Genomic DNA, 26,423 nt, shown 5'->3' with positions numbered 1-26,423 from the left:
GCGACATCAAATGCCGCGCTCTTTTTTACGTAAAGCTTAAAACTTACAGCTTTTAGCTTAGATTGCTTTAAAACGAATCGCTGTGCCGCCGCTGGTGGCAAGCTTTAACGTTAGCTTATCATCAGCAGTCACTATGCGTTTTTCTACTTTTAAGTCGTAAGGGTTATTTACCCATTCAGCTTTGTCACCGTCGCGGTAGATTTGCGCTTCAAACTTTTTACCTTTATCTAAGAAGTCTAACTTCACTTCTAAAGTGCGGGCTTTTTCGTCTGTAACTGCGCCTAAATACCAATCGTTACCTGAGTATTGATCACGCTTGCGTTCTTTACGTGCAAACACAACGTAATCGCCAACTTCGCCTTGTAATGCAATACTTTGTTGCCAATCAGTCGGTACATCCTGAATAAACTGGAATGCATCAGGCTTCGCTAAGTAGTTACGAGGTAAATCTGCGGCCATTTGAATTGGGCTGTACATTACAACATATAGCGCTAATTGCTTCGCTAGGGTTGTTTGCGGACGGTTGGTATCGGCACCTAAACCGTTAAAGCTCATATCAAAAATACCTGGCGTGAAGTCCATAGGGCCTGCAAGCATACGCGTGAAAGCAAGCATTGGAATGTGCTCAGGTGGGTTCGGCGGTGTACCCCATGCGTTAAACTCTTGGCCACGAGCACCTTCACGGGCAATCCAGTTCGGGTATGTACGACGTAGGCCGGTGTCTTTTACTGGCTCATGCGTATTGATACTAATCTTATGCTTAGCAGCAAGTTTCACGTTGTATAGGTACTCGTTTACCATGAACTGACCATCGTGCCACTCTTTGCGTACAATGCCATTTTCATCGATGCGCTTGATGTTGCCACCGTCGGCGACATAACCTGTTTTAACTTGGCTTACATTTGATTTTTCATATAACTCAAATGCGCCTTCCATTTGGTTGCGGTAGTTTGTTACGTTGCCCGACGTTTCGTGGTGACCAATAAGTTGCACGCCTTTTTCTTTACCGTAACGTGTCAGCTCTTCGATATCAAAGTCGTCATAAGGTTGCGTAAAGCTAAAAACATCACCGTTATAGAACCAGTCACCATCCCAGCCAATATTCCAGCCTTCGACTAGCACACCATCGAAGCCATATTTAGCTGCGAAGTCCATGTAATATTTTGTGTTTGCAGTGGTTGCACCATGAATTTTACCGCTACCCCAAGTATTTTCATTGATGTGCATACCCCACCAAATACCTACGTATTTACCCGGTTTAACCCAAGATACATCGCCCAGTTTATTTGGTTCGTTTAGATTTAAGATGATATCTGAGTTGATTAAATCAACAGCTTCATCGCCAATTTGAATTGTACGCCAAGGAGTATTAAATGCGCCGTGCTTTTTAACCGCGACACCATCTGACCAAGGAGTTAAATCAGCTTGGAAAGTACCATCACGGCGTTGATTTAATACCATGCCTGCATAATCAACAAGGGCAGCTTCGTGAATACTGATATGCACACCCTCTTTATTTTTTAAAGTAAATGGTGTGTGCACAAGTGCAGCTTTATGTAGTGGCGTGGTGTTATAAACATACTCATAACGGTTCCAACCACGCGCAGGTATCCACCATGCCGTTGCATCTGATGAGTCTGTAATAGCGAATTCAGTCAGCTCTTTGGTGATTTCTACATCATCATAGCCTGCTTGCTTTGGTAATTCGTATCGAAAGCCTACACCATCATTAAAAGCGCGAAAGCGTACTGTGAACGTGCCACCTTGTGGTTGTGGCTTTTTAAAAGTAACAGCAACTTCGTTATGGTTATCAACTACCGTTTGGCGTTCACCCCAAGGTTGCTCCCAGCTACTTTTTACAGAATCAGTGGTTTGGCCGCTAATTTTGTAACCTTCGCTCATTGCTGGTTGTTGTTTAAAAACAAGGCCTAACGCTGAGTTAGCGATGACCTGTTTACCTGCAAAGCTGATTTCGTAGCTAGGTGTGTGTTGTTCATCAGAAATGGTTACTTTGATCTGCCCATCAGGTGAGCTGACGGTTGTGGTTTGTGCTAGGCAAGTACCTGAAAAGGCTGCTAACATTAAGGCAGTTAATCGCATTGTTGTTCCTTGGCGGCTTATGGTTATGGATTGTTGTCACGTATTCACATATATCCTTAAAGCATAAAGTGACTTGCCGGTTAATACGAGGGATCTGCATACGTATTCAACAAAGTGAACGTCGCGATATCAAGCCCAGCACTGAAAAAGGTTTAGCAAAATGATAAGAATAACCCTGTTGCTACTACTATTGTTTAGCCAAAGTTTATTGGCACAGCAAATACAAATAGTGGATAAGCAGAATCAGCCTGTCAAAAATGCCGTGGTTTGGATTAAAGGTTCAAAACAACTTGCTGCTCCTGATAGCCATTACACAATGAGCCAAAAAAAGCGTGCCTTTGTGCCTCATGTATTGGCAGTACCGCAAGGGGCTAATGTTGAGTTTCCTAACCTTGATTCAATCATGCACCACGTTTATTCATTTTCTAAAACAAAACAATTTGAGTTAAAGCTTTACCACGATAAACCAGAGCAACCGATTAACTTTGCACAAACGGGAGTTGTTGAGCTTGGTTGTAATATTCATGACTGGATGCTGGGTTACATTGTGGTCGTCGATGGTGGGATTTATGGGCAAACGGATGAGCAAGGCATGGTTGATCTAAACTTACCCGATGGGACGTTTACTTTGGCCGTTTGGCATGATCGCTTTAACGATATCAGCACACCGGAAACCATCGAGATGACGAGCAATGCGAAGCCGTTGAGTTATCAGTTAAAACAAGCCTTATTACCAAAACTAGAACTAAGCAGCGACGAGTTTGATGATTATGAATAAATGGCAAGCCTTAGCATTGGCGAGTGTTTTTGGGTTGCCTGCAGTGGCATTTGCTGAGCATGATGGGCTGGTAACGGTTTCGGCTGTGCGTGGTGACCAACTAACGAGCTATCAGCGCAAAGGAATTGGCTTATACCGTTATGACCAAGAGCATGATGGTGTTGTGATATCCCAAGCTATGCTGAGTAGTCGTTTTGAGTTAACGAGTGATTGGTCTGCGCACACTGTGCTTAATGCTCATCCTGATCCTGAACTAACCGTTGGCTTTAGTCAGGCCTATTTACAATATCAACCGCTCACGGCAAGTCGTTACAAATGGGCAGTGAAAGCCGGTGGCTTTTATCCGAAAATGTCACTTGAAAACCCGCAAAATGGCTGGATGTCACCTTATAACTACACTAATTCTGCAATTAATACTTGGATTGGCGAAGAGGTGCGCGCTTTTGGTTTAGAGGCAAGCATTAAGCGCCCTGGTCGACAATTTAGAAGTGATCATACCTTTGAGGGCTTTGCTTCGGTTTTTAAAGGTAACGACCCAGCCGGAACACTCCTGTCATGGCGAGGATTTGCTATGCATGACCGGCAAACCACCTTTAACGAACAAATCGATTTTGCTGTTCCACATTCTTTTGAATGGACGCAGTTAGATAAGCAAGCTGAGCATGTGGAGCCTTTCGAAGAAGTAGATGGGCGCTTTGGCTATTATTTTGGTGCACACTGGGATTATCAAAAGAAATCGCAGTTACGTGTTTATTATTATGACAACAATGGCGATCCAGGTGCGTTGAATACTCGTACTGGTCAATATGCATGGGATACACGTTTTTTAAGTGCGGCGTGGTTGTATAAATTTAACAGCCAAACGCGTGTCATAGTGCAGATACTCGATGGCAAAACTGCAATGGGCAAAAATCGTGGGGTAGACAATGATTTTTATAGTCACTTTGTTCTATTAAGCCACAAGTTAGACCAGCATCGTCTCACAATTAGGTATGATTATTTTAAGGTTAGCGATCATGATGATTGGCAATTTGATCCTAACCAAAGTCGTGGAGAAGCTTTAACCGCAAGTTGGCGTTATCAACTGTCAACCAAGTGGCAAGTAGGTGCTGAATATTCAGTGCTGAGCAGTGACGCTCAAAATAGACCCGGTATGGGATTCAATGAGCATAACTCGCAGCAGCAATTGCAATTTTCAGCGAGTTGGCACTTTTAATTTCATACACTTTTTTAGTTTTTCTACTAACATTCTAATGAACGTGCTGATTAGAATTTGAATTAGGATAATGTATGAAGTTACAAAGCATTCGCGTCAAAAGTTCTTTGCCTATTGTGCTGCTCGGCATTGCTATCGTCATTTTAATTGCAGGCTATACCTATCTAATTAACCTTCAAAAAGAAGCGATTGATGCACAATCAGAGCGTTTCTTAAATGCGGTCTCTGTGGTTGTTAATGCTGACCGAGACCTATACCAAGCTAAAGTCGCAGAGCTACAACTGGTTACCCAAATGAAAGGCGATAAAGGCCAGCTTACTGATCACCAAGACAATGCCGATCAAGTGAAAGACCGTTTTAAGCAATACTTATCTTATATGTCGCCATACTCTGAGATTGTGGGTCAGTTTCGTAACTTTGATGGCGCGTTTGATACTTGGTATACAGCGTCAACAGCTTACATCAATAACCCCGCAAATGCTGCGCAACAACAAGCGTCTGAGCAAAGCTTTTCGGCGCTTCGTGATATTTTAGACAAAGCCGGTGAAGTCGCCGAAAAGACCTCTCAAGCAGAAACTGAAAAGCTAATGGATAAAGTGATGGGCTTTAAAGTGATGCTAATGGTGATGATTGCTGTGGTTCTGGCAGTGGCTGGTTGGTTTAGTTATTTTGTGCCGCGTCAGCTTACAAAACAAATTAACTTTGTCACAGAACGAATTAACGAAATAGCCTCTGGAGATGGCGATTTAACAGGTCGTATCAATGTTAAAACGCAAGATGAATTTGCTGAGTTAGCAACCGCATTTAATCGCTTCTTAGATAATTTGCAGCAGTTAATCAAAGATATCTTAGAGCAAGCGAAAGAGCTGCATAATCTAGGTAATGATTTAGATAACTTTGCAAATCAAAACCACCAAGTAAACCAAAAGCTCAGCCAAGCGTCTGAGTCGATAGTTAGCGCTGTACACGAAATGAGTGTAGCAAGTCGCGAAGTGGCCAATGTGGCGCAAAACTCATCCCACGAAGCTGATAATTCACAGCAGCTTGCTAAACAAGGTTTAGCTGCGGTTGATAACTCAAGCCGTAAAATTATTGCTTTGTCAGACAACATGGAGCATGCCAGTCAGCGTTCAACTGAGTTGCAACAAAGCTCAGACAATATTGCCAAAGTGCTTGAAGTTATTCGTGCTATTGCCGAGCAAACTAACTTACTTGCACTCAATGCAGCAATTGAAGCGGCTCGTGCCGGAGAACAAGGGCGTGGTTTTGCGGTCGTTGCGGACGAAGTACGAACACTTGCAACTCGTACGCAAGAGAGCACCAATGATATTCAAACTATGGTTGAGCAGTTTGCAAGCAGTGTTGAGCAGTCACTGCAAGCTATTAATAGTGGTAAGCGTTACGCCGATGAAGCGGTTGAGTCATTCACACAAACCAATGATGTGCTTAATTCAATGCAAGAGTCATCAATTAAAGTAAATGATATGGCGATGCAGACAGCGCAAGCGACTGAAGAGCAAACTGCTGTAGCAGATGAAATTAGCCAAAACTTATCAGACTTAAACGATCAAACCCAACAAGGGGGCGGTTTAGCAAGTTCAACACAAGAAGTGGCTAATCGCATGAACCAACTCACGAATGAGCTAAATCATTTAGTGAATCGATTTAAAGTGTAATTAAAGCTAATAAAAAAGGGCTCAATGAGCCCTTTTTTATATCTAGCTAAAACGCTTACTTTTTCTCAAAAGCACGTTTCATATAATTTGGTGTTGCTAATGCACCGTGGTGAATACCTGCATTGTAGTATTCTGTGCTTTGCGCGAGTGTATTTGCATCATCTTCACGAAAACCAGCAAATGCTTCAGATTTACGAGCAAGCGTGACTGACCATAAGCCACTTGGGTAAATTGGTTGCGGGAAAGGCAACGTTTGTAGGTCAACAAAACCCACTTCTGTCATTGCATCACGCATTTCTACTAATAGTGGCATATGCATAAGTGGAGATTCACTTTGCTGAATTAAGATGCCACCAGGGCGAAGTGCAGTTAAACAGCTAGTATAGAAAGCGTGGTTGAATAAACCTTCGCCCGGACCAACTGGATCTGTACCATCGACAATGACCACATCGATTGATTCAGGAGCCGCTTCACGCATGTATTTAATACCGTCGTCAAACATTACTGTAGCGCGAGGATCTTGGTTTGATTCACATAGCTCAGGGAAGTATTTAAGTGACATTTGCGTCACAACTTCGTCGATATCGATTTGCGTTACGCTTTCAACACCTGGATGTTTTAATACTTCGCGTAAAGTACCACAGTCACCACCACCAATAATCACAACGTTTTTCGGATTTGGGTGTGCAAGCAATGCCGGGTGGCTGATCATCTCGTGATAAAAAAAGTTTTCACGGCTACTTACCATAGTACAACCGTCAATAATCATTAGATTACCGAAGTCAGTTGTCTCGTACATTTCTACTTTTTGAAATGGCGATTGCTGTTCATCAAGCTTTTTAGTAATGCGTAGTGAAAAGGCGCTACCATCACGGTCACTAATTTCAGTGAACCAGTTGTTTTGATCTAAATTAGCCATCTTGCTTATACACTTTTGGTTAATGGTAAAAAAGGGGTGCAATTCTGCCAGTGCTTGGCCAATTGCTCAATCAAATTTTAATCAGTATAGCGAATATTTTTTATCACTTTGGCATATAGCGCAATTTTTGTTAGCGTGGTCAGCCCTAGCGTATTAAAATGTGCGTTTATATTTAACGAAATTACAGAAGACATTGCCATGACTTGGGGTTTAGACAAAGCACGCGAAACATACAATGTTGCTCATTGGAGCGACGGTTATTTTGACATTAACGCACAAGGTGAGCTGGTAGCTTATCCCGATGGCGATCAAACTAAAGCCGCGGTGTCTTTATCTGAACTTACTGAGCAATTTAAAAAGCAAGGTCTTACCTTACCTGTTTTGGTGCGTTTTACTGATATCTTACAAAATCGTGTCGAGACGCTAACCAGTGCATTTACCAAAGCGCGCAATGCCCGTGAATATCAAGGTAGTTATACCTGTGTATACCCAATCAAAGTTAACCAGCAACGTTCTGTAGTAAGTAAATTACTTGCTCACCCAAGTGGTTTAGTGGGCCTTGAAGCCGGCTCAAAACCTGAGCTTATGGCGATTTTAGGTGTTGCTAAAGAGCCAATTACCATTGTTTGTAATGGCTACAAAGACAGTGAATTTTTACGCTTGGCCTGTATCGGTCAAGGCATGGGTCACAAGGTTCACATTGTGGTCGAGAAACTCTCTGAACTAACTACTTTGTTAGCTGAAATTGATGACTTAGGCATTGAGCCGTCAATTGGTATTCGTATTCGCTTAAACTCGGTTGGTAAGGGCAAATGGCAGAATACCGGTGGCGAAAAAGGCAAGTTTGGTTTAACTGCAGGCCAAGTGCTTTCTGCTGTTGAGCTACTAAAGTCACGTAATAAGCTCCATTTAATGCAATTAGTGCATTTCCATATTGGCTCTCAAATAGCCAATATCCGTGATATTCACCGTGCACTGCGTGAATGTGCTCGTCACTTTGCTGAGCTAACGCAGTTAGGTGTACCACTTAATACAGTGGATGTAGGTGGCGGTTTAGGTGTTGATTACGAAGGGTCTGGTTCGCGCAGTTCGTGTTCAATGAACTACAGTGTTGAAGAGTATGCCCGTAATGTAGTGAATGCGTTTGCTGAAGTGTGTCAGCAACATGACCTTAAACACCCAGCGATTATTACTGAGTCAGGTCGTGCGTTAACAGCGCACCACGCAGTATTAATTACAGATGTGATTGATGTTGAGCGTGCGCCTAATCATGCAAATCCAACGGCGCCTGAGGCTGACAGCGTATTGGTGCTAGATGAAATGTGGCAGTGTTTACAGCGTTTAACACCGCGTATGGCGCTGGAAATTTATCATGATGCAATGCATTTATTCAGTGAAGCCCATGACCAATATGTGCATGGTCTACTCACTATGCTTGAATGGGCGAAGCTCGAGCAGCTGTATTTCACCATTTTACACCGTGTTCGTGCATCTCTTAGCGAAAATGCCCGTGCCCACCGTGAAGTGCTAGACGATTTAAATGAAAAACTAGCCGACAAGTTGTTTGTTAATTTCTCTTTATTCCAATCATTGCCTGATGTCTGGGGTATTCAGCAGTTATTCCCAGTGATGCCAGTAGAAAATCTTCATCAGCCATTAACGCAGCGTGCCATTATTCAAGACATTACTTGCGACTCTGATGGGCAAATTCGTAACTATGTTGAAGGTACAGGTATTGAGAGCAGTTTACCTATTCCTGAGTACAAACAAGGTCAGCAATATCACATTGCGATGTTCTTAGTGGGTGCGTATCAAGAAATTTTAGGTGATTTACATAACCTGTTCGGTGACACTGATTCAGTACATGTTGAACTCACTGACGCAGGTTACCAGCTGACTAACGCCATTAAAGGTGACAGCGTTAAGGACGTATTAAAGTTTGTTGATTATGATAGCGACATTCTTGCTGAAAACTTTGCAAAACGGGTTAACTCACTGGCAATTGATGAGCAATCTAAGGCACAATATTTGTCAGAACTAAATGCAGGCCTTGCTGGCTACACGTATTTTGAAGATTAAGCATTAAAGGAATAAGTAGTAATGTCCATGATCCGTTGTGTGTTCAGTTTTATATTTTACACCCTCAATACACTTTTTTGGTTTGTGCCCATCTTTATTTGTGGCGTGATTAAACTGATCCCCATTAAGCCTTTGCAAAAATTAATGAGTTGGATTGCTAAGCAATGCGCCACTATGTGGGTGAGTTGCAATAACATCAACCAAAACATATTTGCTTCATATAAGCTGAACGTAACAGGTCTTGAGCAACTAAAAGCGAAAGACTGGTACTTGGTGATCGCAAATCATCAAAGCTGGGTAGATATTGTTGTAATGCAACGCGTATTTAATCGTCGTATTCCGTTTTTAAACTTTTTCTTGAAGAAAGAGCTAATCTACGTTCCTTTTTTAGGCCTTGCTTGGTGGGCGTTGGATTTCCCATTTATGACTCGCACGAGTAAAGCCCAGTTAAAGAAAAACCCTAAATTGCGTGGTAAAGACTTAGAAACCACGCGTAAAGCCTGTGAAAAGTTTAAAGAAATGCCAGTGAGCATCGTTAACTTTGTTGAAGGTACGCGTTTTACAGAGCAAAAACACTCACGCCAAAACAGCCCTTTTGAACACTTATTAAAGCCAAAAGCAGGTGGGGTTGCGTTTGTTATGCAAGCAATGGGTGAGCAAATTTCAAAAGTGGTTAATGTCACTATTCATTACCCGGATGGTATTCCTAGCTTTGTGGACTTCGCCAGTGGTCGTGTAAAACAGGTCGAAGTGCGAGTCGAGGTGATGGAAGTAAGCCCTAATTTAATCGGTGATTACACCGGTGATGCAGAGTTTAGAGTTAACTTTCAAGCTGAGTTAAATCGCATTTGGAATGAAAAAAATCAGCAACTAGCCGAGTTAGAAGCAAAATCGCAGTAGAATTGCTTATGCAGTCGAGAGCACACATATGTTAAAGAAATTTTTACCTAATTGGTTAACAGGCGTTCTAGTGAGCATTGTCTTGTTTGCTAATGTAATTATCTGGGGCACGCTTGTGCTGCTCCTTGGTGTGCTTAAATTATTACTGCCATTTAAAGTGGTTAGCGATATTCTTCATGTGGCTTATCGCGGTTGGTGTAAGGGGAATCGTTTAGCTCTGTGGCTAGGTTGCCCTACAATTGATGTTGATATTAAAGGCAAAGTCAGCACAGATGGTTGGTACTTACTTATCTCTAATCATATGAGCTGGCTAGATATTGTTGTTTTAAGTGCGATTGATGTTTTACCTGCGCCAAAGTTCTTCCTAAAAGATGAATTAAAATATGTGCCATTTATTGGCACCGGCGCGTGGGCGATGGGCATGCCTTTTATGAAGCGTGTTAGCAAAGCGCAGCTGGCAAAAAATCCTAAGCTGAAAGGACTCGATGTAGAGCGTACCAAACGCAGTTGTCGCGACTTTCGTAATCATCCAACTACCATTATCAACTTTGTTGAAGGCACACGCTTTACGTGCCAAAAACACAAAAAGCAAAACAGCCCGTTCACTTACCTTTTAAAGCCTAAAGCGGGCGGTATTGCATTTGCTCTTGAGGTGTTAGGTGAGCAGTTTGATGCATTATTAAATACCTCGATTATTTACCAAGGCGAAGGCGACCATATTTGTCGTAATCTGATGCGTGGTCGTCTCAACGTGATCAAAGTTGAAATGCATGTACAAGCAATTAGCGCAGAGATGATTGGTGATTATCAGCATGACCGTGCATTTAGAACGGCTTTTCAGCAACATATTAATGAGTTATGGTTGCAAAAAGATGCTCAGCTACTAACTTATCATCAAACCCAGCAAGCTGAATACCTTGCTACCATCAATAAAGAGGTTGAAGCGCCATGAAGCAAACTCACCTGCAAGAGTTGGTGATGCCTTGGTTTGAATCAATGCCCGACGCGACGCTAATAAGCGCATTAACGGCTACAGCGATTGGTGTTGGCTCATTACTAATAATCTATATGTTTACCCGCCGCTTATTACTGCCGGGCATTCAAAAGGTTGTTACACGTTTATCTCCTGAGCGCATCGGTGCGCTAACACCCATGCTCAATAAACTAAACCGCCGTTTCGCGGGGATATTGTGCTGCGTACTGTATTTAGCAACCTTCGATTATGTTTATCCTGTTCATGATGTCGCTGCGTTAGTACTAAAAACGGTGGGGCAAGTTGCGCTGATCATTTATGGTGGCTTCATTTTAAGTAGTGTCGTGAGCATTGCTGGTGGCATCTATAACCAACTTGATTTTGCCCGTGATATTCCGATTCAGGGTTTGATCCAAGTTGTAAAACTTATCACCTTTATGGTTTGCGCCATCCTTATTGTGAGTATTTTGCTAGAAAAGTCACCAACTTATATTTTGTCTGGCTTTGGTGCGATAGCGGCGGTGACTTTACTCGTATTTAAAGACACCATTTTGGGTTTTGTTGCCAGTATTCAAATTGCAGCTAATCGTTTAGTGACCTATGGCGATTGGATCCAAGTCGACAGCTATGGTGCCGATGGTGAGGTGATTGACCTGGGTTTAAACACGGTAAAAGTACGCAACTGGGATAACACTATCACAACTATTCCAACCTACATGTTAGTTGCTGGGTCATTTAAGAACTGGCGTGGAATGCAAGAGTCGGGTGGTCGCCGTATCAAACGTTCTTTAAACATTGATATGAATAGTATTCGTTTGGTTGATGATGCGTTTCGTGAGCAAATAAATGCTGCTATTCCATTGCATGACTATATCAAAGTAACGGCTTTGCCTGATCCAGTTACTAATCTAGGTTTATTTCGCCGCTATGCCGAAGGTTACTTAAAACAACACGAAAAAATTAATCGTGATTTAACCCTAATGGTACGTGAGCTACAACCAATCAATCATGGTTTACCCATTGAGTTTTATTGCTTTAGTGAAGATAAACGCTGGATCTCATACGAGCATTTGCAAGCAGAGATCATGGATCATCTTCTTGCCGTGTTGCCAATTTTTGCGCTTCGACCTTATCAAAGTGTCACTGGGCAGTTAACGGCTAGTGAGCCTCAAATAGGCTTAAAACCGAGTATCAAGGTAACGAATCCGCCCCGCGAAAAAGCTTAAAGCTGAGCAATCAGTAAGCTAATTGCAATGAAACCTAACAATAGCCACCAAATAGGTGGCTTTGCCATTCTTAGCCACGTAAATGCTGCAATGACTAAAGCAACTTGCCATAGATTTTGCACTGCTGATTGCCAAATAGGTGAATAAAGAGCAGCGGCTAAAAAGCCCACCACGGCCGCATTTAACGCTGCAATGCTGCCCGCAAAGCGAGGTTTATCCGCCAATTGTAGCCAGCTTTTCATAAACGCTAACATCAACAAAAATCCCGGTAAGAAGATAAGTGCCGTAGCGACAATTGCACCTATAAGTGGCGTATTTGGCGACACTTGTGCACCTAAGTATGTGGCGATTGTGAACATTGGCCCAGGTATGGCTTGAGCACTGGCATAGGCAGATAAAAACTGCTCAGTGTCAAGACTCGGCACACCCGCTTGTAAAACGGGTAATACAACGTGGCCGCCACCAAAAACCATAGCACCAGTTTGGTAAAATGGGGCAAACACAGAAAACCATTCACCCAAAGGTAAAAAGCTAATTAGTAACAAGGTGGTAAATAAACCAAGCGGTACCCAAGCGACTGTTAATGGTTTATGTTCTTGGTTCTCTGGCAGTTTAAGCTGAGGATAAAACCAGCCCAAGGTTGCTGCAACAATGAGTACGAGAATCTGGCTTGATAGCTCTGAGAACACAATGAGTGCAATCGTGCTCAATACCGCGATAAGCTTGTGTAAATGGTTTTTGCAAAAGCTCATTGCCATGCTGTAGGTTGCATCAGCAACAATGACCACAGCAAAGAGTTTAAGCCCGGCAATCACTGCAAAGTAAATATCACCAAATTGGTGAGCACTGAGAGCTAGAAAAAACATAATCAAAAATGAGGGCAGGGTAAAACCAATAAAAGCACATAGGCCGCCTAAAATGCCCCCTTTTTCAACCCCCATCGCAAAACTAACTTGGCTCGAACCAGGCCCTGGTAATGCTTGGCTTAGGCTAATCAATTGCGCATAGCGCTCAGCACTAAGCCATTTTAAGTTATCAACAAAGTAGCGCTTAAAATAACCAAGGTGTGCCGCAGGACCGCCAAAACTCATACAGCCTAATAAAAAGAATTGCTTAAAGATAACGAGTAACATTGCTTTGCCGTTAATGGGTGATTGTTTCTATTATGACAAAATTGTATGACATTTTTGTGGTTTTTATGACACAAGCGCGACTACAATATATGTAACGAGTGAACGTAGTCATGAGTATCACTATGAAATTGTATTTTACAAGTTTATTGTTATTACTTTGCAGCAGCTTTGCACTTGCAACCACGTTTGAAAAGGTTGTGGTGGCGGTTGATCATGCGCCTCCTTATGGCATGGTCTCTGAAGATGGTAAAGTCAGTGGCGCAATAGTTGATATTATGCGCGAAATACAGCGTACTCTGCCAATCAAGCTTGAATACGTCGCTTGCCCGTTTTCTCGTTGTTTAAAAATGCTCGAGCAAAATGAGCTAGATGTAATGGGCGGGCTTATTCGCACAGAAGCGCGTGAGCAAAAAATGCAGTTTCTTACTCCACCATACATGATGCTGTCATCTTCTTTTGTGTTTTATGCCAGAGCTGACAGCGGACTTGAAATCAACAACTATCAAGACTTAATTGGTAAGCGCATTGCGGTAATGCGAGGCGCTGCGCATTTTCCTCGTTTCGATAATGATAAAACACTCACTAAAGTTGAAGCGTTAAGCGAGCATAATGCTTTTGATATGTTGTTAAAAAGCCGTGTTGAGCTGGTAATTGCTGTTGAAACCACAGCTGATCACGCCTCTGTATTTTTGCAGCGACCTTCACAAGAAATCGTAAAAATGCCTTATCGCTATAAAGATGTTATTTATGGCCACATTGCTTTAAGTAAACAGTTTGCACGCTCAGATCTGGCAGATAAAATTCAAGACCGCCTCAATACATTAGTTCTCAATGGCCGTTTAACCGAGCTGGTTAAAGGGTATAACTTACCTCCGGTTACTGCTGTAGCACTTGATAAGTAATCTTTTCTTCATCGCTTGTTCATAGAAACTGATTCATAATTGTAAACAATTCAATTTGAATAATTGCCATGGAGAGACACATGACTTTTACAAAATCAGTTTTAACAGTGGGCGTTTTAGCCGTTCTTTTAACAGGTTGTGAGACAACTAATACAGGTAAAGGCGCAGCGATTGGTGCTGCAACAGGTGCCGTGCTAGGTAAAGCAACTGGCGACCACGACGATAAACGTATCTTTATTGGTGCGGCTATTGGTGCATTAGCGGGTGCCGCTGTTGGTGATTATATGGATAAGCAAGAAGAAGCATTTCGCGATGAGCTAGCAGGTTCAGGTGTTGAAGTGGTTCGTGAAGGCGACAATATTCGTTTAGTCATGCCATCTAACATTACCTTTGCAACTGACCAATCTTATATTTCGTCGGGTTTTCACAGTACCCTAGACGCGATTGCGAAGGTGATGAACAAATACGAAAAAACCTACTTAAGCGTTGAAGGTCATACCGATAGCACAGGTAAAGATAGCTACAATATGACGTTATCTCAACAACGTGCGCAAAGCGTAAAAGATTACTTAGTTAATCATCAAATAATGTCTGCACGTATCAGCACGCAAGGCTATGGCGAAACACGTCCTGTGGCGAGCAATGACTCAGCAAATGGTCGAGCTTTAAACCGCCGCGTAGAAATTCAAATCGTACCGAATACACAAGGTTAGATATTACATCTAGATTTGTGGTCAGGTTTGATATGCCCTTTCAAACCTGACATTTCTCTTCTTAATCTCGATTAAACTGTAGTTCGCACAATTGTTTATACAATGGATTAGTTTCAAACAATTGCTGATGCGTACCCGTTGCAATAATTTCTCCTTTATCCATCACAACAATCACATCGGCGTGTTTAACCGTTGCTAAACGATGGGCAATGATCAGTGTTGTTCTGTCTTTCATCAGATGCTCAAGGGCTGCTTGTACATGAAACTCACTTTGTGCGTCGAGTGCACTGGTTGCTTCATCAAGCAACAAAATTGCAGGATCTTTTAATATTGCGCGCGCTAGCACTATGCGTTGTTTTTGCCCACCTGAAAGCCTAACACCTTGCTCCCCTAAAAAGCTGTGATAACCATCAGGGAGTTGATTAATAAACTCATCAGCATGGGCATATTTGGCCGCCGCATATACTTGCTCGTCGCTGGCGCTTGGGTTGCCATAACGTATGTTATGCATTACGTCTGAGCTAAATAAAATTGGGTTTTGTGCCACCATCCCCATTTGCTGGCGTAAGCAATCAAGAGAGAGTGCTTTTATGTTTATTCCTGCCAGCGAAATACTCCCAGAGCTTGGGTCATAAAAGCGCTGCAGTAATTCAAACAACGTTGTTTTACCAGCGCCTGACGGGCCAACAATCGCAACAGTTTGCCCTTGTTTTACTTGTAAATTAAGCGCATTTAAAGCGGCTTTATCTGGCCTTGAAGGGTAATGAAAAGACACTTCATTAAACTCGATAGCAGGGTGATTAAGTTTGTTTTCCTCAAGTTGTGCATCATGATTTGTATCTGGACTTTTTATCATGCTTTCAACGGCGAGTAGTTCTAATAATCGTGCAGCTGCACCTGCTGCTCTTTGTAACTCACCGTACACTTCGGCAACCGTTGCTACAGACATCGCCACCATAATTGCATAGAACACAAAAGCACCGAGCTCACCACCAGTCATGGTGCCAGCTAATACGTCGCTGCCACCGACCCACAGCATCACGCTAATAGCACTAAAGGTCAGAAATATAACCGCTGCAATCAAAAACGAGCGCTGTTTGATACGGCTCTTCGCGACTTGAAACGCTTTGTTGGTTTCTTCGCTAAATGCTGCTTTTTCACGTTCTTCGTGACTATAACTTTGCACGACTTTGATATTTTGAATGATCTCACCGGCATAGGTACTGATATCGGCAATGGCATCTTGGCTGGAGCTTGCCAGCTTTCTCACTTTTCGGCCAAAAATCATCATCGGCAGTAGTACCACAGGTACGCAGGCAACAACCACAAGGGTTAGCTTTAGGTTGGTGATAAGTAGCATTGCCAAACCACCAATTAGCATTAAGCTACTGCGTAATGCCATCGAAAAAGAGGAGCCAATGATAGATTGCAACAAGGTGGTGTCGGTGGTCAGGCGCGACATCAGCTCGCCGCTGCGGTTTTCTTCAAAGTAGCTCGGGTGTAATGTAACGATGCGATCAAACACGGCTTTACGGATATCGTTACTGACTCGCTCACCAATCCACGACATTAAATAAAAGCGACAAAAAGTACCTACTGCTAATAAGCTAATCAAACCAATCAACACCATCACCGCTTGTTGAAGCTGAGCTTGCGAGCCTGCAATAAAGCCATGGTCGATAACAAATTTAACGCCTTGTCCGAGTGATAAGTTAACACCGGCCGTAAGCAACAAGGCGCCAAGGGCTGCAAACACCACCCATTTATAAGGTTTTATAAAAGCTAAAATCGGTAACAGGCTACTAAATGCGGCCTTTTCTTTGTTGTTAGACATGCTAGATTCTTGTTGGTGAATAGGGTATAGATATGGTTATCAATGCTCTAAAATTCAACAGTTATTAAGGGATTAGTATGGAATCTACAACGATCAGTGGTCAATTCACCGTAAAATTAAACCCAATTGGTGGCTATGCAACAGGTAAAGATGGCGTAAATTTAGGACGCATGTCGATTGATAAACAGTTTTCAGGTCCTTTAGAAGCAACAAGCCAAGGCGAAATGCTCAGTGCCATAACTGCAACTCAAGGTAGTGCAGGTTATGTAGCGATAGAACAAGTTGTTGGTAGTTTAGAAGGTAAACAAGGCAGTTTTGTGCTGCAACATTTTGGCACCATGGATAAAGGTGCTGACCGATTGATTTTAGAAGTGGTGCCAGACTCAGGCGCAGGAGAGCTTGAAGGTCTTTCTGGTAAAATGGCAATTCGAATTGAATCGGGTATTCATCATTATGACTTTGAATACCAACTGATGGACTAACATGCAAAAAGTAGTTGAGTTTAAAAAGAAGCGCTTTTTCGGCGGCATCGATATTGATGCATTAAATCAACGGGTGTTCGAATTAGGCCAAGCTGGTTGGCAAGTGAAAACAATCACCACTGCCACTGGGGTTTATGGTCAGATAACATCCGTTTTATTACTAATCGAGAATAACGAATAATGACACTAACTGAGTGGTTGAGTTTAGTTTTAATTTGCGTGATGGGGGCAATGTCGCCGGGGCCGAGTTTAGCTGTGGTTTTAAAACACAGTTTACATGGCGGTATGAAGAACGGCATGTTGGCGGCGTTAAGCCATGGTATTGGGGTTGGTTTTTATGCGTGTGCCTCGTTACTAGGTTTAGGTGCGCTGATGACTCAGTTACCAACGCTTTATCAAGTGCTGGTCTATGGCGGTGCAGCCTATCTCGCATATTTGGGTATTCGTATTCTGTTAGCTAAACCCAGCTCGCAAACACTGAATGTTGAGCAAACTAAGCCGAGCCCTCGCAGCGCGCTGCAAGACGGCTTTGCCATTGCCTTTTTAAATCCAAAACTAGCGGTGTTCTTTTTAGCGCTGTTTTCGCAATTTATTGACCCTGAGAACCTGACTTTGCAAGTTGGGTTAATCATGTGTTTAACGGTATTTGTGCTTGATACTGGCTGGTATCTACTTGTTGCACTGTTAACCGACATATCAAAAAAGCGTTTTGGCTTTACCAAGACGAATCCATGGCTCGAAAAATTGCTAGGGGTGATCTTTATTGCCTTAGCTGTTCGCGTCGTTATTACCCTATAAATCCCTCTATATTGCGATTCCATCACTAATAAAAAAGGGTTGTGATCGCTGCTCTCCCCAGCAAGCTCCTATTGCATACGTATTCATCACACAATATTTACCTTTTGGTTACACTTTATTGGTTGTTTTTTGACAACAACAATAACCACAAATACAACACCTCCAACGACAACAGGGTGGAAATCCAATGGGGAAATTCAAGCTAAGTGCGCTTATGCTAGCTTTAGTAGCGGCAAACAGTGCAATGGCGGCGACGGAAGAAGAACGCACATCAGCAAAGGAAATCGATCCTGAGCTTGAAGTAATCGAAGTGCGCGGCTTTAGTCGCAGCTTAATTCAATCATTAAATCAAAAACGCTTTAGCGACACTGTCTCTGAGCAACTTTCAGCCGATGATTTAGGGGCATTACCTGATGTATCTATGGCTGATGCATTAACACGTCTACCGGGGATCTCGGCGGTACGTACCGGTGGTCAAGCTGCCGAAATCAACATTCGCGGTTTATCTGGTGGCTTTGTTTTTTCGACATTAAATGGTCGTGAGCAAGTATCTACCAGTGGTAGCCGTAGTATTGAGTTTGACCAATATCCGTCTGAGTTAATCAGCTCAGCGGCGGTCTTCAAGTCGCCTAAGGCATCGCTCATTGAAGGGGGCGTCGCGGGTACAGTCGAGCTACAAACAGCAAGCCCTTTGGATAATGATCAGCAACACAAATTTACCGCGAATGTGCGCGGTATGTATAACGACCGTGCCTCAGAGGTATTTGATGCCACCGAATATGGCGACCGTATTAGTTTTTCTTACCAAGGCAAGTTTCTTGACGATACGCTAGGTGTCGCACTAGGTTACGCGCGCTTATTCCAGCCGAGTGTGGCGACGCAATTTATCGGTTTTGCTTATAACGGTAATAAAGATGTTGATGGGCTGGCCAATGATATCGATGGCCCAGCTGATAACCCTGCTAATGAATACATCAGTGAAGGGTTTGAGCTTCAGCATTTAGGTGGTGAAGAAACCCGTAATGGTTATTTAACCTCAATTGAATGGGCGCCAACCGATAACTTTAAACTAAAAGGGGATGCGTTTTTATCGCGTTTTGATAGCGAATCATTTGCCCGTGGTTTTCGGGTTAAGTTTGGTGGTCCGTCTGCGGTGTATGCTAATCCAGTACTTGACGGTAATGCGGTGATTGGTGGTGCGATTAACCGCACATCAAATAGCTTTACCCGTGTTGAAATCGTTAATGATGATAACCAAGACTTTGATGAAGTAGACAGCTACGGCATTAATGCCGATTGGCAAATTACTGAGCGTTTGAACGTCAATGCTGATGTGTCGCTATCACGTGCTAAGAGTAATTTCCGTAATGGTTTACTTTGGGCATTGGTAGCAGAAGATGCTACCGTTGAGAACCCAGTGTTCGATACCAATGTATCGCTTAACTATCAATTGAACGGCTTAAATTTGCCTGATGTCGGCTTTAACCAAGCAGACGCATTTAGCGATATTGACCGAGTTATGGTGAGTAAATACGGTATTTATCCGTATGAAAATGAAGATGAAGTAAAAGCATTTCGACTCGATTTTAAATATGAGTTAGAGAATAACTGGTTTAGCTCAATTGAATTTGGTGCTCGTTATTCAGACCGTGAGTACAGCAATAATCGCTCTGTATTTGAATACGGTAACGACGGTGCATTCTCCTCGACTCAACCACCGCTTCGTCTTACTGATGACATGACTACAGTAGTCGATTGGCAAGGCGAGTTTAGCTATTTCCCATCATATTTAGCGATAGATTTAGATAAAGCACTCAACGCATGGTTCCCAAATGGTATTCCGCAACCAGTACAAACCTGGGGTAATGCCGATGGTGTTGTTGACTTAGATGGTGATGGTGAGCCAGATGCACAAGGCTATACCACTAACTACTCATGGACCATGTTACAAAGTGGTTCAGTGTATGAAGAAGTGGTGTCAGCCTATCTGATGCTTAATATTGATACCGAAATTGGCAAGCTGCCAGTCACAGGTAATATTGGTATTCGCCGAGTAGACACCGATCAGTCTGCGACGGTACTCGAAAACGTCGGTGGCGATCCACAACTCGGTGCGCAATATATTGTCGATGACAATGGCATTGTTAACGACCTTTATGCACCAAGCGTGTTAGGCATTAAATACACTGATTACCTGCCTTCATTAAACCTGAACTTTAAAGTCAGTGACGCGACACAAATTCGTTTTGCTGCGGCAAAAGTGATGGCACGTGCTCCGATTAACCGTTTAGCGGGTGATGCCAGTGCATCGGTTAACAATGACGGCGAAATTAACGGTTCAAGTACTAATAACCCATTCTTAAAACCTTTCTATGCTGATCAATACGATATCTCCTACGAGCAATACTTTGAAGACACCGATGGTGCACTGGTAGTTGCTGCGTTTTATAAGAATATCGACTCATTCATAGATACGGTAGCTATAGAGAACTTTGATTTTAAGGGTAATGGTTTTAACGTACCAGAATACATTGTTGACCCTGTCAGTGGTGAGCAAATCGAAACCACAAATGGTGTGTACACCACTGCGGTTAACAATGCCAAAGGCGGTTATATTCGCGGTATTGAGCTTGCCTATACGCAAGTTTTCTCTTTCTTACCCTCACCGTTTGAAGGCCTAGGTATTAACGCCAGTTACTCGTATACCGAGAGTGAGGTGCAATCTATTACCGATTTAGGTGGTGATTCTGTATCGCAAGACTTGCCTGGCCTGTCAAATAATGTCTTTAACGGCACTCTTTTTTACAGCTATGAAAACTTTGAAACACGTTTGAATGTGCGTTATCGCGATGATTTCGTTTCAGAGCAAGTTGCTGTCAATGAGCAAGTGGTGAACTTTGATGCGGAAACAGTTATCGATTTCCAAACATCGTATCAGTTCACAGATTCATTCGGCATGTTATTACAAGTGAATAACTTAACTGATGAACCTACACAAAGCTACTTTGGAACAACCAGTAAAACAGGCACCACGCAATTCTTTGGTCGTCAGTTTTATCTAGGTTTTACCTATAACCATTGATCAGTAAGCTGGAGATAATAATATGAAAATAATAGCTAATTTTAGCCGCTTACTGATTGCATGTAGCATGGTATTGCTAGCAGCATGTGGTGGTGGCGCAAGTAACGATATAGATTCTGGGCAAGTTTTATTGACCTGTAGTGTCCCGCAAGTTCCCAATGAAGCAGGGACTGAATGTGTTGATCCACCACCGATTAGTTGTCCGGCACCAACGGTACCCGATGAGAATAATGAGAGCTGCGTAGTAGGCGCTGATCCCACTTTGCCTGATCCTGTGGTTTTCCCTGCAGATGACGAAGCCATCTTATTCTATAACCGCACCAGTGATGATGCCTACGAAGGCTATCGATTACACTCATGGAATAACGATGACTGTGATGCGTACGCAGCGCCGTTTGATGCCACTGATTGGGCAAATGGTCATGAATACGATGGTATTGATCCTAACTATGGCGCGTACTGGATTGTAAAACTAAAAGAGGGTTACAACGAGTGTGCTAACTTTATCGTGCATATTGGCACAGAAGGGTCTGGCAAAGCGTTTGGTGATGTCGATTTAAAAATGCCATTGATGCAGGACGATGAAAAGTTCCAACGTATGAACTTTACCATTCATGGTGAACCATCAGTATTTGAATATCCAATTATAAGCTTAGGTGAGCGTCCAGTGAGTATTTCTGGTGCCTCAGCGCATTGGATTGATTTATCTACTGTGATTTATCAGCCAAGTAATGAGCTGACAAGTATCATTAAATTACACTCTTCAAGCAGTGCTGATTTAGCTGTCGATGAAGATACCGGTGAGCTAAATGGTCAAGTGGTTGAGCTTACATCGACATCTTTAAGCGATGAGCAAATCGCTAAAGTACCACACCTTGCTGGATGGAATGCGTACCAAGGTAGCTGGGATGCAGCCGCTGCAAAAGAGCTTATTAAACAACAATTAGTTGTTGCGGGCTATGATGCTGATGGCAAGCTAACAGAAGCCACTTATGTGCAAACCGCTAAAGCCCTTGATGACTTATACACCAGTGGCGAAAGTGACGCTAATGAAGCACAACTAGGTGTGCATTACGCCAATAATGGTATTGATGTGTCGGTATGGGCACCGACTGCAAGCAATATGAAATTAGCGCTTTATGATGCTAATAAAACAGAGCTTGAACAACTTGCTATGACCTTTGATAGCGCAACGGGTATTTGGTCTAGCAATGTCGATATCAGTCACGATCGCCATTACTACCGTTTCATGTTTGATGTTTATCATCCGACGACTAAGAAAATTGAAAGCTTATGGAGCACAGATCCTTATTCATTAAACGTTTCAACCAATGGTTTATATAGCCAACTAATTAACCTTGATGATGAAGATTCTAAACCGACTGGCTGGGATGAGCGTATGGTGCCAACGATTGATTACCCTGAGCAAGCGGTAATTTATGAAGGTCATGTGCGTGATTTTAGTGTGCGTGATGAAACAGTCAGTGAAGCAAACCGTGGTAAGTATCTTGCGTTTACTGAGCTTGATAGCGCACCAATGCAACATCTTAAAAAGCTAGCAGATAATGGTTTAACCCATTTCCATTTACTGCCACTGACAGATATTGGCACTATAGATGAAGATGTCAGTCAGCGTGTTGATATCACTGCGACCTTAGGTGATTTATGTAGCCGCATTGACGATGATGCCGATGCATGTAAAACCGAAGATAAGAGTGCATTGATAGTTGATTTAATGGCGTCATACCTACCTGGCTCTGATGATGCTCAAGCACTTGCTAATGCAATGCGTGGTGTTGATAGCTTTAACTGGGGTTATGATCCGCATCATTTTATTGCGCCTGAAGGCTCTTACGCTTCATCACCTGAAGGTATTGCACGAGTCAAAGAAACGCGTGCGATGATCCAGTCTTTACAAGAAATTGGTTTACGTGTCGTGCTTGATGTTGTTTATAACCACACGACCTCATCAGGTGTTTGGGATAAATCAGTCTTCGATAAACTGGTACCAGGTTACTACCACAGATATAACGAAACATCAGGCGATATCGAGCGCTCAACCTGTTGTGAAAATACAGCAACAGAACATGTCATGATGGATAAGTTTGTTGCTGATTCTATGGTGATTCTAGCTCGTGATTTTGGTTACGATAGCTTCCGCTTTGATGTGATGGGGCATATGCCAAAAGCATCAATTATGACCGCGCTTAGTGCAGTACAAGCGGTTGACCCTGATACCTACTTTTACGGTGAAGGGTGGAACTTTGGTGAAGTCGCAGATAACCGTTTATTTGTGCAAGCTAAACAAATGGATATGGCAGGCACTGAAGTAGGTACCTTTAATGACCGTATCCGTGAGGCAATTCGCGGCGGTGCGTTCTTTAGTAATAATGCCACAGATGGCAATTTATCTGAGCAAGATACGTTGCGTTTATCACTGGCAGGTAACTTACAAAACTACATTCTTAAAGACTTTAAAGGTAATTCAGCAAAAGGCAGTAGCTTTAGTTGGGGTGGTCAGCCTGCGGCTTATGCACTCGATCCAGCTGACAGCATTAACTATGTCTCTAAGCATGATAACGAAACACTATGGGATCAGCTGCAATATAAACATGGCACTAACTTAAGTATTGAAGATCGTGTGCGTGTTCACAATATGGCTTTAGCTATGCCGCTGATGAGCCAAGGTATTCCATTTATGCAAATGGGTGCTGATATGCTGCGTTCTAAATCAATGGATCGTAACAGCTATGATTCTGGTGATTGGTTCAACTTTGTTGATTTCAGTAAAGAAACCAACAACTGGAATGTAGGTTTACCGCCTGCGCAAGATAACCAAGCGAAGTGGGGTGAAATAGCACCTATTTCAGCAAATACGAATGCGCAAGCGATGGCTAGCGACATTGAGTACGCAAGTAATATATTTACTGAGTTCTTAGCAATTCGTAGTGCCAGCCCATTATTTAGTTTAACCACAGAGCAAGATATCTTAGACCGCGTTGGCTTCCACAATATTGGTAAGCGTCAACAGCAAGGCTTAGTCGTGATGAGTATCGATGATGGCGTTGGTTTAACTGACCTAGATAGCCAATACGATGCCATTGTCGTGGTGATGAACGGCACTGAGCAAAGCTTATCGCATACGGTATCAACGGCTGCGGGTTTTGAGCTTCATCCTGTTTTAAAAGCGAGTGTTGACTCTAGTATGTCAGCGGCAAGCTTTATAGCTGGTGAGGGCGAAGGTACCTTTAATGTTCCGCCATATACTGTTGCTGTGTTTGTGAAACCACAAGGTGATGCTCAAGGCGAAGGCCTAAGTGCGGATGCGACTGTGGGGGCACCTGATATCGTACCATTTGGTAGCACAACAGTTTATGTTCGTGGCTCGTTAAACGACTGGGGTACGGCAAATAGCTTTGAATATGTGGGTAATGGCGAGTACAAAATTGCGATTCCTCTAACAGCAGGCAGCTATGAGTTTAAAGTGGCTTCTGAAGATTGGTCTACCGTTGATTTTGGTGCGCTTTCTGCCGATGTTGCTGAAGTGATCGAAGGTGAAGATGAGCCGCTAACACGCAGTGGCGCTAATATGACCTTTACGGCGGCAATGGATGCTATTTATGTATTCTCATTCGATGCCACAGACACCGATAACCCTGTGCTTAAGGTCTATAACGAAGAGCCATTTGTTGGCACGCCAATTTATGTACGTGGTAGCTTAAACGATTGGGGTACCAGTGATGAGTTGATGTATCAAGGTAAAGGCATTTATACCTTCACTAAACAGTTAACCGCAGGTAGCTATGAATTCAAAGTGGCTTCAAGTGACTGGAGCACGGTGGATTATGGCTCAGGTGAAAGTAGCGCGGCAGTCATTGTGGGTACAGAAAAACTGCTCGCAGTAAAAGGTGCAAACATGACAATGGATATTGCAAGCGATGGTCAATATCAGTTTGTGTTTGATGCCAGCAACCTTGAAGAGCCACTCATGAGTGTATTTAATGCAGAAATGTTTGGCGCAACTCAGGTGTACTTACGCGGAAGCGTTAATGGTTGGGGCACAGATAACCCACTAATTTATGCTGGTGATGCGATGTACAGTACCACCATGACCTTAGAAGCTGGTGACTATGAGTTCAAAGTCGCTTCTGAAGATTGGAGTACCGTAGATTATGGCGGCAGTGGTGATGCCCCTGTTGCTGTACTTGGCGAAGCCGCTTTATTAGAAGCCGTTGGCGCCAATATCGCCCTGAGTATTGCAGCTGCTGGCGATTATCGTTTTACAGTGCAAGGACCTGATCTGAGTAAATTAACAGTGACGGTTGAAGCAGTGGAATAGCTTTCCCTGCAGTACCCTTAAGCCGGGCTTTTGCTCGGCTTTTTTTGTGTTTAATGAAAAGTTTGTATATTGTCATAACTCTCTATCAAGGAGCCTATGATGACAGAAACCAGTTTATTGAGTGCCAGCTTTGATCCAAAAGTAAAACAGTATTGGTTATTACTGGGTATTTTTACCTGTGTGATTAGTATGGTAGGTATCCCTTTCATTCCCATTGTTGCGTTAATAATCTGGCTAGTGGCAGGGCGTATTTTGGCGGCGATGTCAGCCACGTTGTTAACACGTAAGTTAGTGGTAAAACGCGGTGTCTTCTTTAAAGAAGAAAAATCGATCCCCCTTGAAAAAATAACCGATGTGGCACTTAGCCAAGGTCCATTGATGCGTCAATTTGGCCTTTATCGACTGAGCTTTGAAACGGCAGGTCAATCAGGGCAAGGGGCATTGGTATCATTGCTCGGAGTGGTTGATGCAGAGGCGTTTCGCGAAGCAATCTTGAAGCAAAAAGATGAGATGACTCAAAGCAGCAGTGCAAAACCTGAGCATCAAGCTGAAGATAGCCAGTTAGAATTGCTGCGTTCACTTACGTATAGCGCAAAAAACATTGAGCAAATGTTAGTTACGCTATTAGATGAAAAGCGTTAAAAAACCTGACAGATTTGTTCTGCATTACAGGTGATTACTGTGACATTTTCGTAGCCAACACGAGTCAGTGCTTCGGCACTTAGTGTGGCGCGGGCACTACTTGCACAGTGTAAGTAAATGGGTCTTGCAGGATCTTTTTCAATTTCCATTAATTTCATTTCAAGTACACCGCGTGGGATATTAATGGCACCTGTTGCTGCTTTAGTTGCGTGCTCAGCAGGTTCACGTACGTCTATTAATAAACCATGGTTTTCGCTTAATTCTTGTTTTGCTTGGTCAGCGCTAATGCGGCGCTGGTTTGGGGCAACAATTTTCATTAAGTCAGGAATTGGTGTCAGCATACTAATCCTCCATGCCAAGTTTGCGTAAAATAGTGATCATTGGGCACCACTTAGTGAATGCCGATTGAATTAAGTTTAGAGCAATAAATACCGTAAACCAAATCCACAGCGGACTGTGAAACTGTTGTAGCAACAATGAAATACAGATCATTACACCAGCAATTAGGCGAAGCGCGTCATTTAGTTTCATAATAAGACCTCGATAACAGAGTGATGTATTTAATATATTAGAAAATACTACATTAGTAAATTCTAATATTAGACTTTTCTAATATATCAATCTATACTTT

General features: G+C 42.9%; 21 protein-coding genes. 15 read left to right on the top strand and 6 right to left on the bottom strand.

Translation table 11 applies throughout. The annotated features are described in order from the left end of the window. Positions 1 to 57: 57 nt before the first annotated feature. Positions 58 to 2,100, bottom strand: coding sequence for a glycoside hydrolase family 97 protein (locus NH153_RS07250; protein WP_063702403.1), 2,043 nt, complete (start codon positions 2,098 to 2,100; stop codon positions 58 to 60). 160 nt (positions 2,101 to 2,260) lie between these two features. Here NH153_RS07250 and NH153_RS07245 point away from each other — a divergent pair, with 160 nt between their 5' ends. The 3 genes from NH153_RS07245 to NH153_RS07235 all read left to right on the top strand — a co-directional run bounded on the left by NH153_RS07245 (position 2,261) and on the right by NH153_RS07235 (position 5,770). Beyond that, entirely contained in the window at positions 2,261 to 2,878 is a 618-nt protein-coding gene (locus NH153_RS07245; protein ID WP_063702401.1) for a methylamine utilization protein, read from the top strand. Beyond that, complete coding sequence (locus NH153_RS07240; protein WP_063702400.1) at positions 2,865 to 4,094, top strand: hypothetical protein; 1,230 nt, start codon at positions 2,865 to 2,867, stop codon at positions 4,092 to 4,094. Before NH153_RS07245 ends, NH153_RS07240 begins: the two co-directional genes overlap by 14 nt. 74 nt (positions 4,095 to 4,168) lie before the next feature. Further along, positions 4,169 to 5,770 carry a methyl-accepting chemotaxis protein gene (locus NH153_RS07235; RefSeq protein WP_063702398.1) on the top strand — a complete coding sequence of 534 codons (1,602 nt, stop codon included), beginning with the start codon at positions 4,169 to 4,171 and terminating at the stop codon, positions 5,768 to 5,770. Between the two features lie 55 nt (positions 5,771 to 5,825). On the opposite strand, the gene speE is transcribed toward NH153_RS07235, so the two are convergent. Further along, positions 5,826 to 6,689, bottom strand: a complete 864-nt coding sequence (gene speE, locus NH153_RS07230) for a polyamine aminopropyltransferase (protein ID WP_054562846.1) — start codon at positions 6,687 to 6,689, stop codon at positions 5,826 to 5,828. Positions 6,690 to 6,887: 198 nt separating this feature from the next. Here speE and speA point away from each other — a divergent pair, with 198 nt between their 5' ends. From speA to NH153_RS07210, 4 genes are read left to right on the top strand one after another with little or no spacing between them, the layout of a single operon-like run. Further along, complete coding sequence (gene speA / locus NH153_RS07225; RefSeq protein WP_063702542.1) at positions 6,888 to 8,768, top strand: biosynthetic arginine decarboxylase; 1,881 nt, start codon at positions 6,888 to 6,890, stop codon at positions 8,766 to 8,768. A gap of 21 nt (positions 8,769 to 8,789) precedes the next feature. Continuing rightward, positions 8,790 to 9,668 (top strand): 1-acylglycerol-3-phosphate O-acyltransferase, YihG family, encoded by an 879-nt coding sequence (locus NH153_RS07220; RefSeq protein ID WP_063702395.1) that lies wholly within the window; start codon positions 8,790 to 8,792, stop codon positions 9,666 to 9,668. A 28-nt stretch (positions 9,669 to 9,696) separates the two neighbouring features. After that, complete coding sequence (locus NH153_RS07215; protein WP_063702393.1) at positions 9,697 to 10,620, top strand: 1-acylglycerol-3-phosphate O-acyltransferase, YihG family; 924 nt, start codon at positions 9,697 to 9,699, stop codon at positions 10,618 to 10,620. Beyond that, a complete protein-coding gene (locus NH153_RS07210; protein ID WP_063702391.1) occupies positions 10,617 to 11,867 on the top strand; it encodes a mechanosensitive ion channel family protein in 1,251 nt (416 codons plus the stop codon). Before NH153_RS07215 ends, NH153_RS07210 begins: the two co-directional genes overlap by 4 nt. On the opposite strand, the gene chrA is transcribed toward NH153_RS07210, so the two are convergent. Continuing rightward, complete coding sequence (gene chrA, locus NH153_RS07205; protein ID WP_063702389.1) at positions 11,864 to 13,000, bottom strand: chromate efflux transporter; 1,137 nt, start codon at positions 12,998 to 13,000, stop codon at positions 11,864 to 11,866. The two genes, NH153_RS07210 and chrA, sit on opposite strands and share 4 nt — an antisense overlap. A 122-nt stretch (positions 13,001 to 13,122) precedes the next feature. Here chrA and NH153_RS07200 point away from each other — a divergent pair, with 122 nt between their 5' ends. Together NH153_RS07200 and NH153_RS07195 are read left to right on the top strand one after the other, a co-directional pair. Continuing rightward, positions 13,123 to 13,902: a substrate-binding periplasmic protein gene (locus NH153_RS07200; protein WP_063702387.1), complete on the top strand. Its 780-nt coding sequence runs from the start codon at positions 13,123 to 13,125 to the stop codon at positions 13,900 to 13,902. An 80-nt stretch (positions 13,903 to 13,982) separates the two neighbouring features. Next, on the top strand, positions 13,983 to 14,615 hold the full coding sequence (locus tag NH153_RS07195; protein WP_063702385.1) for a YiaD family glycine zipper/OmpA-like lipoprotein: 633 nt from the start codon (positions 13,983 to 13,985) through the stop codon (positions 14,613 to 14,615). A gap of 61 nt (positions 14,616 to 14,676) precedes the next feature. Here the strand turns inward: NH153_RS07195 and NH153_RS07190 are convergent, their stop codons facing one another. After that, on the bottom strand, positions 14,677 to 16,449 hold the full coding sequence (locus NH153_RS07190; RefSeq protein ID WP_063702382.1) for an ABC transporter transmembrane domain-containing protein: 1,773 nt from the start codon (positions 16,447 to 16,449) through the stop codon (positions 14,677 to 14,679). A gap of 77 nt (positions 16,450 to 16,526) precedes the next feature. Between NH153_RS07190 and NH153_RS07185 the strand changes: the two genes are divergently transcribed. The 6 genes from NH153_RS07185 to NH153_RS07160 all read left to right on the top strand — a co-directional run bounded on the left by NH153_RS07185 (position 16,527) and on the right by NH153_RS07160 (position 25,792). After that, positions 16,527 to 16,931 carry a DUF3224 domain-containing protein gene (locus NH153_RS07185; RefSeq protein ID WP_063702379.1) on the top strand — a complete coding sequence of 135 codons (405 nt, stop codon included), beginning with the start codon at positions 16,527 to 16,529 and terminating at the stop codon, positions 16,929 to 16,931. Between the two features lies 1 nt (position 16,932). After that, positions 16,933 to 17,112 (top strand): DUF4177 domain-containing protein, encoded by a 180-nt coding sequence (locus NH153_RS07180; protein WP_054554414.1) that lies wholly within the window; start codon positions 16,933 to 16,935, stop codon positions 17,110 to 17,112. Then, the gene (locus tag NH153_RS07175; RefSeq protein ID WP_063702377.1) at positions 17,112 to 17,729 is read left to right on the top strand and encodes a LysE family translocator; all 618 of its coding nucleotides are present in this window, start codon (positions 17,112 to 17,114) and stop codon (positions 17,727 to 17,729) included. Before NH153_RS07180 ends, NH153_RS07175 begins: the two co-directional genes overlap by 1 nt. A gap of 187 nt (positions 17,730 to 17,916) precedes the next feature. Further along, positions 17,917 to 20,811 carry a TonB-dependent receptor gene (locus NH153_RS07170; protein WP_063702375.1) on the top strand — a complete coding sequence of 965 codons (2,895 nt, stop codon included), beginning with the start codon at positions 17,917 to 17,919 and terminating at the stop codon, positions 20,809 to 20,811. A gap of 22 nt (positions 20,812 to 20,833) precedes the next feature. Next, entirely contained in the window at positions 20,834 to 25,150 is a 4,317-nt protein-coding gene (locus NH153_RS07165) for an alpha-1,6-glucosidase domain-containing protein (protein ID WP_063702373.1), read from the top strand. 99 nt (positions 25,151 to 25,249) lie between these two features. Further along, positions 25,250 to 25,792 (top strand): PH domain-containing protein, encoded by a 543-nt coding sequence (locus NH153_RS07160; protein WP_063702370.1) that lies wholly within the window; start codon positions 25,250 to 25,252, stop codon positions 25,790 to 25,792. Here the strand turns inward: NH153_RS07160 and NH153_RS07155 are convergent. Beyond that, positions 25,789 to 26,133 (bottom strand): rhodanese-like domain-containing protein, encoded by a 345-nt coding sequence (locus tag NH153_RS07155; RefSeq protein WP_063702368.1) that lies wholly within the window; start codon positions 26,131 to 26,133, stop codon positions 25,789 to 25,791. The genes NH153_RS07160 and NH153_RS07155 overlap by 4 nt on opposite strands. A gap of 1 nt (position 26,134) precedes the next feature. Continuing rightward, positions 26,135 to 26,323: a YgaP family membrane protein gene (locus NH153_RS07150; RefSeq protein WP_054562832.1), complete on the bottom strand. Its 189-nt coding sequence runs from the start codon at positions 26,321 to 26,323 to the stop codon at positions 26,135 to 26,137. Between the last annotated feature and the right edge of the window lie 100 nt (positions 26,324 to 26,423).

The sequence above is a fragment of the Pseudoalteromonas gelatinilytica genome, assembly GCF_001641615.1.
Lineage (GTDB): Bacteria > Pseudomonadota > Gammaproteobacteria > Enterobacterales > Alteromonadaceae > Pseudoalteromonas > Pseudoalteromonas gelatinilytica.
This window is presented reverse-complemented; position numbering and strand designations above follow the sequence as displayed.

What these genes read in the sequence shown, in the direction of transcription:
- NH153_RS07160 (WP_063702370.1), top strand. Translation starts at nt 25,250, where the DNA reads ATGACAGAAACCAGTTTATTGAGTGCCAGCTTTGATCCAAAAGTAAAA.
- speE (WP_054562846.1), bottom strand. Translation starts at nt 6,689, where the DNA reads ATGGCTAATTTAGATCAAAACAACTGGTTCACTGAAATTAGTGACCGT.
- NH153_RS07150 (WP_054562832.1), bottom strand. Translation starts at nt 26,323, where the DNA reads ATGAAACTAAATGACGCGCTTCGCCTAATTGCTGGTGTAATGATCTGT.
- NH153_RS07220 (WP_063702395.1), top strand. Translation starts at nt 8,790, where the DNA reads ATGTCCATGATCCGTTGTGTGTTCAGTTTTATATTTTACACCCTCAAT.
- speA (WP_063702542.1), top strand. Translation starts at nt 6,888, where the DNA reads ATGACTTGGGGTTTAGACAAAGCACGCGAAACATACAATGTTGCTCAT.
- NH153_RS07185 (WP_063702379.1), top strand. Translation starts at nt 16,527, where the DNA reads ATGGAATCTACAACGATCAGTGGTCAATTCACCGTAAAATTAAACCCA.
- NH153_RS07180 (WP_054554414.1), top strand. Translation starts at nt 16,933, where the DNA reads ATGCAAAAAGTAGTTGAGTTTAAAAAGAAGCGCTTTTTCGGCGGCATC.
- NH153_RS07155 (WP_063702368.1), bottom strand. Translation starts at nt 26,133, where the DNA reads ATGCTGACACCAATTCCTGACTTAATGAAAATTGTTGCCCCAAACCAG.
- NH153_RS07245 (WP_063702401.1), top strand. Translation starts at nt 2,261, where the DNA reads ATGATAAGAATAACCCTGTTGCTACTACTATTGTTTAGCCAAAGTTTA.
- NH153_RS07215 (WP_063702393.1), top strand. Translation starts at nt 9,697, where the DNA reads ATGTTAAAGAAATTTTTACCTAATTGGTTAACAGGCGTTCTAGTGAGC.
- NH153_RS07235 (WP_063702398.1), top strand. Translation starts at nt 4,169, where the DNA reads ATGAAGTTACAAAGCATTCGCGTCAAAAGTTCTTTGCCTATTGTGCTG.
- NH153_RS07250 (WP_063702403.1), bottom strand. Translation starts at nt 2,100, where the DNA reads ATGCGATTAACTGCCTTAATGTTAGCAGCCTTTTCAGGTACTTGCCTA.
- NH153_RS07190 (WP_063702382.1), bottom strand. Translation starts at nt 16,449, where the DNA reads ATGTCTAACAACAAAGAAAAGGCCGCATTTAGTAGCCTGTTACCGATT.
- NH153_RS07170 (WP_063702375.1), top strand. Translation starts at nt 17,917, where the DNA reads ATGGGGAAATTCAAGCTAAGTGCGCTTATGCTAGCTTTAGTAGCGGCA.
- NH153_RS07175 (WP_063702377.1), top strand. Translation starts at nt 17,112, where the DNA reads ATGACACTAACTGAGTGGTTGAGTTTAGTTTTAATTTGCGTGATGGGG.
- chrA (WP_063702389.1), bottom strand. Translation starts at nt 13,000, where the DNA reads ATGTTACTCGTTATCTTTAAGCAATTCTTTTTATTAGGCTGTATGAGT.
- NH153_RS07210 (WP_063702391.1), top strand. Translation starts at nt 10,617, where the DNA reads ATGAAGCAAACTCACCTGCAAGAGTTGGTGATGCCTTGGTTTGAATCA.
- NH153_RS07195 (WP_063702385.1), top strand. Translation starts at nt 13,983, where the DNA reads ATGACTTTTACAAAATCAGTTTTAACAGTGGGCGTTTTAGCCGTTCTT.
- NH153_RS07165 (WP_063702373.1), top strand. Translation starts at nt 20,834, where the DNA reads ATGAAAATAATAGCTAATTTTAGCCGCTTACTGATTGCATGTAGCATG.
- NH153_RS07200 (WP_063702387.1), top strand. Translation starts at nt 13,123, where the DNA reads ATGAAATTGTATTTTACAAGTTTATTGTTATTACTTTGCAGCAGCTTT.
- NH153_RS07240 (WP_063702400.1), top strand. Translation starts at nt 2,865, where the DNA reads ATGATTATGAATAAATGGCAAGCCTTAGCATTGGCGAGTGTTTTTGGG.